The organism is Micromonospora sp. WMMD998 (assembly GCF_029581235.1).
In the GTDB taxonomy this organism is placed as follows: Bacteria; Actinomycetota; Actinomycetes; order Mycobacteriales; family Micromonosporaceae; genus Micromonospora.
Genome location: NZ_CP120740.1, coordinates 2727276 through 2740700 on the forward strand (window position 1 = coordinate 2727276; position 13425 = coordinate 2740700).

The 13425-nt window shown below is 70.9% G+C and carries 11 protein-coding genes; 6 read left to right on the forward strand and 5 right to left on the reverse strand.

The window, feature by feature from the left end; genetic code table 11:
* The first annotated feature begins 87 nt into the window (after positions 1–87).
* From O7619_RS12880 to O7619_RS12890, 3 genes are all read left to right on the forward strand, one after another.
* Positions 88–678 carry a TetR/AcrR family transcriptional regulator gene (locus O7619_RS12880; protein ID WP_282287892.1) on the forward strand — a complete coding sequence of 197 codons (591 nt, stop codon included), beginning with the start codon at positions 88–90 and terminating at the stop codon, positions 676–678.
* 125 nt (positions 679–803) lie between these two features.
* Complete coding sequence (locus O7619_RS12885; RefSeq protein WP_282287894.1) at positions 804–1898, forward strand: hypothetical protein; 1095 nt, start codon at positions 804–806, stop codon at positions 1896–1898.
* A complete protein-coding gene (locus tag O7619_RS12890; protein ID WP_282287896.1) occupies positions 1891–5295 on the forward strand; it encodes a CHAT domain-containing protein in 3405 nt (1134 codons plus the stop codon). Before O7619_RS12885 ends, O7619_RS12890 begins: the two co-directional genes overlap by 8 nt.
* A gap of 149 nt (positions 5296–5444) precedes the next feature.
* Here O7619_RS12890 and O7619_RS12895 read toward each other — a convergent pair whose 3' ends face one another.
* Positions 5445–6101, reverse strand: a complete 657-nt coding sequence (locus O7619_RS12895; protein ID WP_282287898.1) for a response regulator transcription factor — start codon at positions 6099–6101, stop codon at positions 5445–5447.
* Positions 6098–7231, reverse strand: a complete 1134-nt coding sequence (locus tag O7619_RS12900; RefSeq protein ID WP_282287899.1) for a histidine kinase — start codon at positions 7229–7231, stop codon at positions 6098–6100. Before O7619_RS12900 ends, O7619_RS12895 begins: the two co-directional genes overlap by 4 nt.
* A 185-nt stretch (positions 7232–7416) precedes the next feature.
* On the opposite strand from O7619_RS12900, the gene O7619_RS12905 reads away from it, so the two are divergent.
* The 3 genes from O7619_RS12905 to O7619_RS12915 all read left to right on the forward strand — a co-directional run bounded on the left by O7619_RS12905 (position 7417) and on the right by O7619_RS12915 (position 9608).
* Positions 7417–7887 (forward strand): DUF6326 family protein, encoded by a 471-nt coding sequence (locus O7619_RS12905; RefSeq protein ID WP_282287900.1) that lies wholly within the window; start codon positions 7417–7419, stop codon positions 7885–7887.
* A gap of 157 nt (positions 7888–8044) precedes the next feature.
* Entirely contained in the window at positions 8045–8959 is a 915-nt protein-coding gene (locus O7619_RS12910) for a GlxA family transcriptional regulator (RefSeq protein ID WP_282287902.1), read from the forward strand.
* 13 nt (positions 8960–8972) lie between these two features.
* Complete coding sequence (locus O7619_RS12915) at positions 8973–9608, forward strand: DJ-1/PfpI family protein (protein WP_282287904.1); 636 nt, start codon at positions 8973–8975, stop codon at positions 9606–9608.
* 165 nt (positions 9609–9773) lie between these two features.
* Here O7619_RS12915 and O7619_RS12920 read toward each other — a convergent pair whose 3' ends face one another.
* The 3 genes from O7619_RS12920 to O7619_RS12930 all read right to left on the reverse strand — a co-directional run bounded on the left by O7619_RS12920 (position 9774) and on the right by O7619_RS12930 (position 13413).
* Complete coding sequence (locus O7619_RS12920) at positions 9774–9935, reverse strand: hypothetical protein (RefSeq protein WP_282287905.1); 162 nt, start codon at positions 9933–9935, stop codon at positions 9774–9776.
* A gap of 9 nt (positions 9936–9944) precedes the next feature.
* On the reverse strand, positions 9945–11615 hold the full coding sequence (locus O7619_RS12925) for a tetratricopeptide repeat protein (RefSeq protein WP_282287906.1): 1671 nt from the start codon (positions 11613–11615) through the stop codon (positions 9945–9947).
* Between the two features lie 67 nt (positions 11616–11682).
* Positions 11683–13413 carry a PQQ-dependent sugar dehydrogenase gene (locus O7619_RS12930; RefSeq protein WP_282287907.1) on the reverse strand — a complete coding sequence of 577 codons (1731 nt, stop codon included), beginning with the start codon at positions 13411–13413 and terminating at the stop codon, positions 11683–11685.
* Positions 13414–13425: the final 12 nt, after the last annotated feature.

Here is a 13425-nt window from a genome sequence, read left to right on the forward strand (position 1 = left end):
GATCAATATCCGGTACGACACCGATACTGTATCAACACCAGTTATGGAGTCAATACATATGGCCAGCGGGTCCAGTACGATGTCGGCATGAGCGAGGGGCAGCGAAGCGGGCGACGGGAGCGCAAGAAGGCAGCGACCCGGGCATCGATCGTGCAGGCCGCCCACGAACTGTTCCTGGAACGAGGGTTCGACGCGGTGAGCGTCCGCGAGATCGCCGACCGGGCGGACGTGTCGCCGACCACCGTCTTCACGCACTTCCCGCACAAGGAGGCCCTCGCGTTCGGTGACGAGGACGTGCGACACGACCGGCTCGTCGCGGCAGTGGCCGACCGACCGCCGGGCACATCGATCTCCGTCGCGCTCAAGGCGCACTACCTGGCGGAGATGGCCGCGCTCGGGTCCGAACATGAGCGGCCGGTCCTCGCCTTGATGGAACAGACACCCGCCCTGGTCGAGTACGCCGAACGCATGTGGTTCCGCCACGAAGACGCCCTGATCGCGGCGATCACGCGGGAGTTCGGGCTTCCCGAGCCCAGCGACGAGATCCGCTTCTACGTCCGCTTCGCCCTCCAGATCCAGCTCAGCGCAACCCGGGCCGCCAACCCGGAGTCCACCATCGACGCAGGTTTCCGGCTGCTCGACGAAGGCTGGCTGCGCTACCAGCGCCAGTTCCACTAGCCGGCGCAGCCGAGGATCCAGTGCCCTGTCGGCACTGACCCGGCAGAGCGACCGTCTTCTATTCTGGTCACTGTCGGCGAACAAGCGCGTACGGCACGTTCCCGAGTGGGCCACGAGGGAGTGACATGGGAGTCGGGCAGTTGGTCAGCCGGGTGCTGAGACGGCAGGCGGAGGGGGTGGTCGCGATTGCCGTTCCGACCGTCGGCGAGGCGAATCCCGTTGGGCCCTCCCCGGCGTTCGTGCCGAACGAGGTCTATCTCGAGGTCCGCATCCGGCAGATGTGGCTGACCGAGGAGCGGCAGTTGTGGCGGGAGTACGTGCCGTTCGCGACCGTCGTGTCCGAGTTCATCAACCAGGGTCGGCGGGTCGCGGTGCCCAGCGTGCTGGGCTCGGCCGCGCTCAGCAACCGGTTTCAGGTCAGCAGAGCCGACGACGCCGTCGAGATCCGCAACGTACGCGTCGCCGGTCCCGTGCCCTACGAGGGCGACGACGTCAGCCTGCTGATCGCCCTGTTCCGGCTGAAGACGGCCGACTGGCTGGTGCCCTCGCTGAAGCTGATCGAGGAGATCGCCAGCGTGGTGGGTTTCACCGGCCTGACCGCGGCGGCGCCGGTCGCGGACACGCTGATCCGCGGTGTGGAGTCGTTTCTGTCCACCGACGACCTGGAGTTGCGAGTCGGCGCCTACCACTCCTGGACCGCGCCGAACGGCCCGGGTGAGCCGGTCTCGGCGACCACGCTGGCGCCGGCGAACTTCGCCATCCTCCGCCGACCGGAGGCCGGCATGACGCCCGACGAGGTGGCCAGCCTGTGCGTGAAGGACGGGCGGCTGCACCGGATGCACGGCGGCACCGCGACGCCGTACCGGGAACATGACTTCATCGTGGTCGGCCTCGAGGCACGGCCGTTCCGGGACGACTATCGCCAGCTCGAGTTCTACCGGCTCTGGCAGCAGACCCGGCGGTGCGTCGTCGACGGTGACCTGCGGGCGGCGCGGCGCCTGTGGCGCCAGACCGCCGGAGCGATCTTCACCGACGAACTGACCCAGCCGCAGCAGGAGATCCTCTTCGCCGAGTACGAGCGCCGCTACGCCGAGTTGGTCGACCGGTTCGGCCGCGGCGGTGCCGGGTACCGTGACATCGATCCGGGGGGCGGCCGACCAGCTCCCGACCGGGACGACGATCCCGAGGCGATCCTCCGTGGCGCGGTGGCCGATGTTTGAGCGTAGGCGCAAAAAGGACGAGCCGCGGGTCGAGGTCCTCGACGCCAAGTCGGTCGCCCAGATCAGGGGTCGCCACGAGGAGATGTCCCGGCTTGCCAGCCGGGCCACCGCGCTGCTGGGTGCCGGCCGCGTGGCCGAGGCCGAGCAGGTCCTGACCGCCGCCGAGGAGCCCGCGCGCACGTTCATCAGCGAGACCAGCTTCGTGGTGTTCAAGTTGCTCGGCCAATGTGCCCGGACGAATCGGCGTTTCGACGACGCTCGCAGGCACTACGGCCGGGCGTACCAGATCGCCTGCGACCTCGGCGACGAGACTGACCGCACCGCCGTCCTGTTGCGCAGCATCGCGATCGCGGGGTTCGCATCGGTGGAGCTGGCCGAGGGCGACCTGCCGGAGGCGAACAAGTGGTACGGCGTGGCGGTCAAGCTCACCCGGTATTGCAGCGACGGCCCCAACCTCGCCGCGGTACTACAGAGCCAGGCCGAAGTGTTGCACAGGATGCGCGACGACCGGGCCGCCGACCTGTACCGGGAGGCGCTCGGCCAGCAGGGCGTCGGTGCCGAGGGGCGGGGCATCATCCTCGACAACCTCGGCCGGGAGCTGTTTCGTCAGGGCAAGATCAGCGAGGCGATCGAGCACAGTAGGCAGGCCGCGGCGCTGCTGGCCGAGGCAGGCTCCGATTACCACCGGTACAAATCGCTCGTCAACCTCGCCGTCATGGCCGGCGACACCGACCCGGCCACGGCCACGGAGGCCTTCGTCGCGGCGCACGACCTCATTCACCGGCTGCACGCACAGGTCGACGCGGCGCACTACACCGAGGGCTACCGGCGTCAGGTCGAGTCGATCAACGAGGAGATCCGTCGCCGCCTGAACGATCCCGAGGTGCTGTCGCTCAGCCATCCCGACTTCGATGCGATGCTGCGCGACGTGGTCGCCCGACGCCGTGCGGACGGCTGGACCCTGGAGGGCTTCAGGTACGCGTTCAACGAGGTCACCGCTAAACACAGCGTGGCCGAAGCCGAGCGGCTGATCCTGGAGCGCCGGTACGTCGACGCCGCCCCCCGGCTGCGGCTGGCCGAGCTGATCTGGCGACACCTCGGTGCCCGCCACCGGCTGTCCCGGGTCTGGACGGCGTTCGGCAGCCTCTATGCGGCCACCGGCGAGGACGCCGAGGCGTGGACCGCGTTCGAGCAGGCGCGCCAGAACGCCCACCGGATCGGCGACGCCCAGTCCGAAGCCGGCGCGCTGATCGGGCTCTGCGGCGTCGCGGAGAGAGCCGGCGGAAGCGACGGGCTGAACTCGCTGGAGTTGCTCGCCCAGGCACGAGCCCTGCTGACCTTCGTCGCTGAACAGGCTGGCCGGAGCGTGCACGAGTTCGACGGCGGCGCGCTCGACCGCATGGAGTACGGCCTGTGCCAGACATACGGCGCGGTCGAGCTCGCGGAGCGCTACCTGCGGCGCTCCCTGGACGACGTCGGGGATCTACCGCTCAGCATCCGGGTCGCGAGGCTCTATCGGCTCGTCCGGTTCCTGGCCCGTCAGGAACGGTTCGACGAGACCGTCCCGATCCAGCGAGAGCTGCTGGCGATAGGCGCGGACACCACCGAGCCGCGCCTGCAGTACTACGTCAACGTCAGCCTGGGCACGATCGACCTGCGGGCCGGCCGGTGGACCGACGACGCCCTGCGCCGATTCCGGGCCGCTTTCTCGGCATTCGAGCAGCTCAATTCCGGTGCGCTCGACCTGAGCGAGGCCGACTACCTGGCCGTCGATGCGACGATGCACTACCTGTCGGCCGCCGAACTCGCCCTGCACCTCGGTCACGGCCAAGAAGCGTTTCACCTACTCGAACGGGCGAAGTCGCGCTCGCTGCTGCGGGCGCTCGGCGCCCGGCAGCCGTCCGGCGCGACCGATCAACCGCTGCTCGCCGAGGAGAGCCGGCTGTGGCAGCAGCTCGAGCGGCTGCGCGGGCAGGTGGGCCAGGCGCTGACAATCAATCCCGACGACCCGGCGTCACCGCGCGACCAGGCGCGCCGGCTGTTTGAGAACCAGGGAGAGCTGGACCGCCTCCGCACCGAGCTCACCGGCCTCTGGGACCGCCTCGCCGACGACCAGCCGCAGGTGAGAGCCCATCGCTTGGCCGAACCGATCACCGCGTCGGAGGCCGCGGCGCTGCTCGCCACGCCGGACGGTGGCACGCTGGTCGAGTTCTTCTGCGGCGACCGGGCCGTGCACGCCTTTGTCGCCTCCGCCGGCGGCCTGACCACCCGTCACGTCGCGGACGTCGACGACCCGGACCTCCTCGACCTGGTGCCCCTCCTCGTCGACGACTCGGCGTCCGCGACGGACCAGCTACTCACCAACGCCGCGTACGCCCGGCTCAGCCGCCTCATCGACGACGCGGCCGGAGCCGGACCGGTTTTCGTCGTGCCCCACCAGCGTCTGCACCTCGCACCGCTGCATCTCCGGCCCGGCGCGGACGGCGTCCCGGAGGTCCGCCCCCGCACCTACCTACTCCCCAGCGCATCGGCCCTGCGCAGCACCCGAACCGCGGCGCCGCGCCCGCGGGACGGCGCGGTGGTGATCGGTGGTGACCCCCTCGGCGACCTGCCCTTCGCCCGCGGCGAGTGCGTCCACGCCGCGATCCGGCTCGGTGCGGCCGGGCCACGGCTCGGATCAGCGGTGACCGCCGACTGGCTCACGCATGCGCTTCGGGAACCCGTCCGGCTGGTGCACCTGGCCTGCCACGCGGTGTTCAACGAACACCGCCCGGACCGCAGCGGGCTGATCCTGGCCACCGAAGGCGGCGAACCCGACCTGGTCACCCTGTCGCAGCTCGCCGGGCTCAACTGGTCCGGCGCCCTGGTCGTGCTCAGCGCGTGCCGCAGCGGGCGGCACCACGTCGACGCCGGCGACGAGTTGGCCGGCCTCGGCCGCACCCTGCTCGCCGCGGGCGCCGCGGCGCTGGTCGTCAGCTTCCGCCGGGTGCCCGACCTGTCCACGGCACTGCTGATGACCTGGTTCTACGACCAGGTGGACGCGACCACCGCGCTGGCCCTCGACGACATCGGGCAGGCGTTGGCCGGCGCTCAACGACGGCTGCGCGACGCCACCGCCCGCGACCTGGTCGCCTGGGCGGTGCGCGACGGCACCACCGGAGACGAGCGGACCACGCTGGCCTGCCGGATACTCGCCACCGCCCACCGGGCCGCGCACAACCAGGAGGAGTACACCACCTGGCAGGACCACGCGGAGAAGCTGCTCAACGGCGAAGGACCGCCGGCCGCATGGGCCTGGTCCCGCCAGGCCGCGGTCGCGTCCGATCCGGCCTACCGAGTCCGCCCGTTCGCCGCACCCACCAACTGGGCGTCCTTCTCCATCTTCGGCGCGGGGTGAAGCCCCGGCCGGTTTCGCCGGTCACCTCACCGACGGCCGCTTCGACGACCACTGGGGCGTCAACGCACGCGACGACGATCGCGGCTGGCACCTGATCGACGCGCGGATCGCCACCGCACGTCACGACAGGCGGTCGGCGAGGGCGCCGATCAGGTGCCGACGCGGCGTGTCTCGTAGGCCCACATCACGATCTCGACGCGGTTGCGGGCGTTGAGCTTGCGCATCAGGGCGGCGACGTGGGTCTTGACGGTGCTGAGGCTGATGGACAGCTCGTCGCCGATCTCGCTGTTGGTCCGCCCGCGAGCGGCAGCCAGCAGGACCTGTTCCTCGCGAGCGGTCAGCGGCTCGACCGGCTCAGGTGGCACCGAGCGCGAGCGGGTGTTCGCGAAGGAGGACAGGAGTCTCGCGGTGATGTTCGGTGCGATCAGGGCGTCGCCGCGGGCGGCAGCATGGATGGCCTGGGTGAGCATCTCGGCGCCGGCGTCCTTGAGGAGGAAGCCCCGGGCGCCCGCCTTCAGCGCGCCGTAGACGTACTCATCGAGGTCGAAGGTGGTGATGACGACGACGGCGAGAGGATCGGCGACGTCGGCCCCGGCGAGCTGGCGGGTGGCTTCGATTCCGTCGACCTCGGGCATGCGGATGTCCAGCAGGCACACGTCGGGGCGCAGCGAACGGGCCATGGCGATCGCCCGGCGGCCGTCGGCGGCGTCGCCGACGACGGCGATGCCCGGTTGGGCGTCCAGGATCATGCAGAGCCCCGCCCTGACGATGTCCTGGTCGTCCGCGACCAGCACGCGGATGGTCATGACGGCCGCATTGTCCGAGGCAGCGAGGCGTCGACGCTCCAGCCGCCATCCGGGTCAGGGCCCGCACGGAGGGTGCCGCCGAGCAGGTTCGCCCGCTCCGCCATGCCGCGCAGCCCGTAGCCGGCGTGCGGGGAACTGGTCGTGGTCGCCTCGCCGTCGTCGTGCACCCGCAGGTGCACCCGGCTGTGGGATGCGGTGACGCCGACGGTGACTCCGGTGGCGCCGCGGGCGTGGCGGGTCGCGTTGGTGACGGCCTCGGCGGCGATCAGGTAAAGGGCGGTGCCGACTGCCGGCTCAACGGCCTCGGCGTCACCGGAGACCTGCACGCGGACGCCCAGCACCTCGCCGCCGGGACGAGTGAGTCGTCTGATGTCCACCACCCCTCGCCGGGGCGCGAGCTCGGCGTCCGTTCCGTCGCGCAGCGCGCCCACGAGGGCTCGCATCTCCCTGAGTGTCCGGGACGCCTCTTCCTCGATGGTGACCAGGGTGGCCAGCGCGCGCTTCGGATCCGCGGCGGCCAGCGCGCGACCTGCCTGTGCCTGAACGGCGATGGCCGAGACGTGATGGCCGACCGTGTCGTGCAGCTCGCGGGCGAGTTCGTTGCGCTGGCGGAGCCGGACCTGCTCGATGTCGCGGTCGTGGCTTCTGGTGCGGTAGCGCACCGCCGCTCCGAGCGCGGCCGAGAACAGGAAGAAGCCGTAACCGGCGGCCTTCTCGGCGGGTGAGGTCGGCTCCGCGACGAGGGTGACGGGTATCCAGGTGAGGATGACGGCGAGTCCGAGGGCAACCTCGCGCCCTGCTCCCCAGCGCAGCAGGGCGTAGGGCAGGACGAGCAGCCCTGCGGTGCCCAGCAGGCCGGAGGCGTCAATGACCGCGATCCTCGCGATGTCGAAGGCGAGAACGGTTCCGAAGGCAACGGTGACCGCCGCCAGCGGCCGTGTACGTCGGTACAGCAGGCACGCCGCGACCACGACGCTGACACCGACCAGCAGTGGCGCCCATGCCCGGTCGTCGCGCAGCAGCATCTCGACGACCGAGATCACGACAAGGGCCGAGGACAGCGTCCAGTCCCGCCACACCCTCACCGGCGGGCGCGCGGGGCGAGGCTCGGCCCAGATCCCAGCAAGCATGCTTCCCCCTCTCGCCGAACGTAAGGGGGCCGCCGCTCGGGCGGATCAGCCGAAAGTACGGCGAACGTGCCGTGCCTGGGGCCGGGACAGCCCGAGCCCGCAAGCGGATGTGGCACCCGTCAGCGCTGCTCATAGTGAGGACATCGAGTGAGCCGACCTGGCTGACACCGCACCCGGGAGACGTGATGACCAGAACCAGGAAAGCAGTCGGTGCGCTCCAGGAGCCGCACCTCCCGGTCCAGGCGAAGCTCGCCGCCGCCTGGGGCAGCTTCATGTTCCTCTACATCTATGTTGACTACCTCGCCCTGTACAAGCCCGGCTTCGTCGACGACATCCTGGCCGGCGCCGTTCACGAGTTCGACACCGGGCCGACCTTCGTCGCCCTCGCGCTCACACTCATGGCCATCCCGATCCTCATGATCATTCTCTCCACGACACTTCCCGCCCGCGTCAACCGCGCCACCAACCTCACCGTGGCGACGCTCTACATTCCCGTCACCGTGTACAACGCGAACGGCGAGTCCTGGTCCTATCTCTACTTCTACGGCCTCTCCATCGGGCTCGAACTGCTGCTCCTGGCCTTCATCCTGCGCGCCGCATGGACCTGGCCCCGGGCCATTCGAGCCACCGCCAGCCGCGACCTCGCCCAGGTGTGACGCAACGCCACCAGCAACCGGTCGCGCAGGTTCTTCTGGCGTCGTGGACGGTGATCTGCCGCCCAGGTCGGCGTTTGCCACGGCAGGAAAGGTGGGATCTACGACGTTGCCGCCACGGGGGCGAGGCATCAGGCTGTGTGGCATGTCCGGTCGCAACGTGCTGATCCTGCTGTTCGCAGGTGTGCAGAGTCTCGACGTGACCGGCCCGCTGGAGGTGTTCGCGGGCGCTGGTTCGGCGTACCGGGTCATGACCGCCAGCACCGACGGCGAGGTGGTACGCACGTCGAGCGGCCTCACCGTGACACCCGATGCGGACCTGTCCGCCGTGCCGCCACTGGACACCGTGGTCGTGCCGGGCGGCGAGGGCACCCGGGACATCGATCCGTCGATCGTGGAATGGCTGCGGGCGCACGCATCGCGGGCGCGGCGGGTGGTGTCGGTGTGCAGCGGCGCGTTCTTTCTGGCCGAGGCCGGGCTGCTGGCCGGCCGCCGGGCCACCAGTCACTGGCGAGTCTGCGGCACCCTGGCACGACGGTATCCCGACGTTCAGGTCGATCCAGAGCCGATCTTCGTACGCGATGGGCCGATCGCCACCTCTGCCGGCGTGACCGCCGGCATCGATCTCGCGCTCGCGCTGGTCGAGGAGGACCTCGGCCGTGATGTCGCGCTGGCCATCGCTCGGCACCTGGTGATGTTCCTGCGCCGCCCGGCCAACCAGACACAGTTCAGCGCCCAGCTCTCCGCCCAGGTCGCGAGCCGTCCCCGGTTGCGGGAGGTGCAGCGGTGGATCGCCGACAACCCGCACGCCGACCTCCGTGTCCCGGCACTGGCCCGGCGGGCCAGCCTGTCGCCGCGGCAGTTCGCCCGGGCGTTCACCGCAGAGGTCGGCGAGACTCCAGGCCGCTACGTCGACGGTGTGCGCCTCGAAACCGCCCGCCGCCTGCTGGAAGAAAATGACGACAGTATCGACCGGATCGCTGCCCGATGCGGCTACGGCACGAGCGAGGCGATGCGCCGCGCCTTCATCCGCGTCCTGGGCATCCCACCTGCCGAGTACCGGCGCCGGTTCTGAGGGGAAGACAGCCATGCAGATCGCGATCCTGCTCTTCGACCGCTTCACCGCGCTGGACGCGGTCGGCCCCTACGATGTGCTCAGCCACCTGCCCGGAGCACACGTCACGTTCGTCGCCGAACAGCCTGGCCCGGTCGGCAACGAGGTCGGCAGCCTGCGCCTGTACGCCGACGCGGCGCTCGCCGACGTGCCCAGCCCGGACGTGATCGTCGTCCCTGGCGGCCCGGGACAGAACGCGCACATGCACGACGGCCCGGTCCAGCGCTGGCTGCGTGCCGCTGACCGGAACAGCACCTGGACCGCCTCGGTCTGCACGGGCTCGCTGCTGCTCGCCGCCGCCGGCCTGCTGACCGGCCGACGAGCTACCACCCACTGGCTGTGTCGCGACGACCTCGCCCCGCTCGGTGCCGTCCCGGTGAGCGAACGCGTCGTCGCCGACGGCAAATACATCACCGCCGCCGGCGTCTCAGCCGGCCTCGACATGGCCTTCACCCTTGCCGGTCGCATCGGCGGGGACATCACCGCCCAGGCCATCCAACTCGCCCACGAGTACCAGCCGCAACCGCCCTACCAGGCCGGTAACCCGGCCACTGCGCCCCACGCCGTCGTGCAGGCGGTCCTCGCCCGCCGCAAGACCATCGTGAACTGAGCCGGGCTGGCGCCGGAATCGCGCTGGTGGAGTCCGGCGGCCAACGCCGGGGATCGAGGGCGAAGCCGGGCCGTTGTCAGCGGCCGGTCGGTCCAGTTGGCGGCAGCGACGCCGGGGTGTCCGGGTGCCCGCTGGCCTGCCGCCCGGTGAGCACGGCAGCCACGGTCACCGGACGATCACCAGGCGCGCCGGCACCGCCGGCGCGGCCCCGTCGGTGCCGGCGTCGGTCGGGGGCGGGGTGAGTCGGGGCGTTCGGGTGTACTCGTTGCAGGTCGGGTAGGAGTTCTTGACGTGGGCCGGGATGTGGTCCGGCGAGGTGTCGGTCATGCCGAGCAGTCAACCGCCGCGGCGTCCCGGCCCACCAGGGGCACCGGTCCCGGCCGGTCCGGGACGGCGGCGCTCGACCGGACGGTGGAGGTCCGGCGCCGCACCCTGTGCCTGGCCGTCGTCCAGGAGCCACTGCTGGATGCCGCTCAGGAAGTGCTGGCGCTCGGCCGTGCTCAGGCTGCCCACGACTTCGAGAACGTCCTGCTCCGGGGAGACCACCAGGACGCGGCGGTCCCGCAGCGCGTCCTCGCCGAGCTCGCTGATGATGCGGCGCAGGTCCTCCTCCGGCTCCGGATCGCGGGCGATGATCGGGTTCCAGTCGGTTTCGGTCAGGATTCCGCAGGCCGTGAGGATCTCCGACCGATACCGGCGGATCTTGTCGTCGAGGCCCAACGCGGCGGAGCGCTCGAAGATCTGGCGCAGGACGTCGGACGCCTCGGGATAGCGGCGTGCCGCGCGATGGACGAGATAGATGTTCTCCAGGGACATGATCTCGTCCGGACCATGACCACGTCGCCGATAGCAGTCACGCGCCAGGTGGAGGAGATCCAGCGCCAGTGGCAGCCGACCGGCGCGGAGGTGGAGGTGTCCACGATCGTTGAACAGGTGGGCCTTCGACGCACGCTCATCCGGGTTCTCGCCGATGTGGTCGCGCAGCTCGTTCCGCTTCCGTTCCCGGTCGACGGCGGCCTCGTCGGCGGCCTGCGCCTCGGCGTCCCGGCCCAGGGCGGAGAGGATCTGTGCCCGCTCCAGATGGGCCACCGACAGCGACTCCAGCACGCCGTTGCGCCGTGCCACGTCCTCGTACATCGCGACGGCCACGTTGGTTTGGGCGAGGGCCGACTCCGCCCTGCCCTGGCCGAACTGCAGGTCCGAGAGCGCCCTGAGGGTCGTCCCGTAGTAGCGCGCCTGGGTGACGAGGTGGAAGCTGTCGAGTTGCCGGTACAGGGTCACCGCCCGTTCCAACGCGGCCTCCGCCTCGTCCGGCCGGTCCAGGTCGGCCAGGAGCATCCCGCGTACGCTCACCGAACGGGCGAGGTGGGCGACAACGTCGGCGTCCCCGCCGGCGGCCGGCTCCGTCCAGATGGCGATGGCCTCGTCGAGCGGGGTGAGCGCGTCGGCCGGGGTGTCCGTCCGCATCAGCGTGATGCCGGCGCCGTGCAGTGCCGCGGCGAGGTTGAGGTGGGCGGTGGGCGAGCCGTCCACGGCGAGCTCGCGGGCGAGCGCGACGGCTTCGGACACCGTGGCGCGGCACGCCTCATGGTGTCCGAGTCGGCCCAGGTCGACCGCGAGGTTGGTCAGCGCGGTGACCAACGCCTCCCGGTACGCCGATCCGGCGTCCGCGACCAGGTCCCGGTAGATGTCCACCGCGCGCCGGGACGCGGCCAGGGCGTCCTCGTGGCGCTCCAGTTCGGTCAGGACACTGCTGTAGGTCAGCAGGAAGGACGCGAGCCGAGCCGCCCGCGACCGCACCCGGTGCGGAACGTCGCCGAACCGGTGCGGTTCCTGACCCGGTGCCCCCTCCGTCCCCGCGAGCAGCCCCTCGTGAAGCTCGCTCGACTCGGCGAGCACAGCCGCCGCCTCGACCGATCGCCCGGTGGCGATCAGGATCTGCGCCGCCAGCACGGCGCTGTGGACGAAGTCGAGACCGTACGACGCGTCATCGCCGCATCGTGACACACCCCGGAGGGCGCCCGCGTGACGCGGAACCCTCCGGGGCCGGCGGTGTCGGATTTCCGATCCGCCCTCAGCTCGTGGGGCCGGACGCCGCCCCACCGAGGGTCACCTTGAGGATCTTCTCGTTGCTGTTGTTCGGGATGCTGTCCTTGTCCCCGCCGGTGCTCGTGGTCAGCCACAGGTTGCCGTCGAGGGTCGGTTCGACGGTGCGCAGCCGGAAGTACGTCCCGACGAAGTACTGCTGGACGTTGGTGAGCGTGTTGCCGCTGATCTCCGCCCGGTACATCCGGTTGCCGCGCAGGCAGGCGATGTAGAGCACGTCCCGGACGATCGCGATGCCGCTGCACGAGGCCTCGGCCACCGGGTACGTCCGGATCGGGGCCCGGAAGTTCGGGTTGGCGCAGTCGCCGGAGGTGCCCTCGCAGGCGGGCCAGCCGTAGTTGCCGCCCCGGACGATGATGTTGGTCTCGTCCATGACGTTGTTGCCGAACTCCTGCTCGAAGAGCCGGCCCTGGGAGTCGAAGGCGAGTCCCTGCGGGTTGCGGTGGCCGTAGCTCCACACGTAGTTGCCGAAGGGGTTGTCCGCCGGCACGGTGCCGTCGGGGTTGAGCCGCAACACCTTGCCGCCCAGGTTCTTGGTGTCCTGGGCCACGTCCGGGTCCTGTCCGTCGCCGGCGGAGGCGTAGAGCTTGCCGTCGGGGCCGAAGCGCAGCCGGCCGCCGTTGTGGTACTTGTTGCGCGGGATTCCCGTGACGAGCACCTGTTCGGTGGTGGTTTGCAGCGTGCCGTCGTAGCGGATGCGCACGATCCGGTTGTCGGTCGTGGTGGTGTGGTAGATGTACAGCCAGTGGTCGGTGGTGAAGGTGGCCGAGACGGCCAGCCCGAGCACGCCGCCCTCGCCGTTGGTGCCGGCCACGTTCGGCACGGTGCCGATGCTGTGCTTGCCGGTGCCGTCCGGGTTCATGGCGACGATGTCGAACAGGTCGCGCCGGCCGTAGAGGACCGTGCCGTCTGGTAGTTGCACCAGGCCCCAGGGCAGGTCCCGCTCGGTGGTGACCGCCGTGGCGCCGCAGACCGGGCTCGCGCAGCCGGAGCCGGTGTGCGCGGTGACCGCGGCGCTCGCCGCCGAGACGTTGCCCTGGGCGTCCCGGGCGGTCACCGTGTACCGGTAGTCGGTGTCGGGCGTCAGCCCGGTGTCGGTGAACGTGGTCGCCGGTGGGTTGCCGGTGGTGGAGCCGACCGCCGTACCGTCGCGCAGGATGGTGTAGCCGGTGACCGCGACGTTGTCGGTGGAGGCCGACCAGGTGAGCGTCACGTCGGTGCCGTTGACCGTCGCGGCCGGGTTGGTCGGCGTGCTGGGCGGGGACGTGTCCTGCTGGCAGAACGGCGGGGTGACCGAGAGCGTGGAGCTGGCCTGCGAGACGTTGCCGGCGGCGTCGCGGGCGTTGACGTACCAGCCCCAGGTGACACCCTGCACGACGCTGAGCGTGGCGGTCCGCGTCCATCCCGAGACCGAGGTGACGAGCTGGCCGTCGTGGTAGATGTCGTAGAAGGCGACGCCGACGTTGTCCCGGGAGGCGTACCAGGAGAGCGTGACGGACTGGCAGGTCAGCCGGGTGCTGCGCAGGCCGGTCGGCCGGGTGGGCGGGCTGGTGTCGGCGGCGGGCCGGGCCGCCGGCCGGCTCCCGGCCGCCGGTGCGGCCGGCGCGGCGGTGGCGGGTACGCCGGTCAGGATGGTGCCGGCGCAGATCAGCAGGGCGAGCGGGACGCGGTGTCGGCGCTGGTGGGGATTGGTCCGCACGGGTGCTTTCCT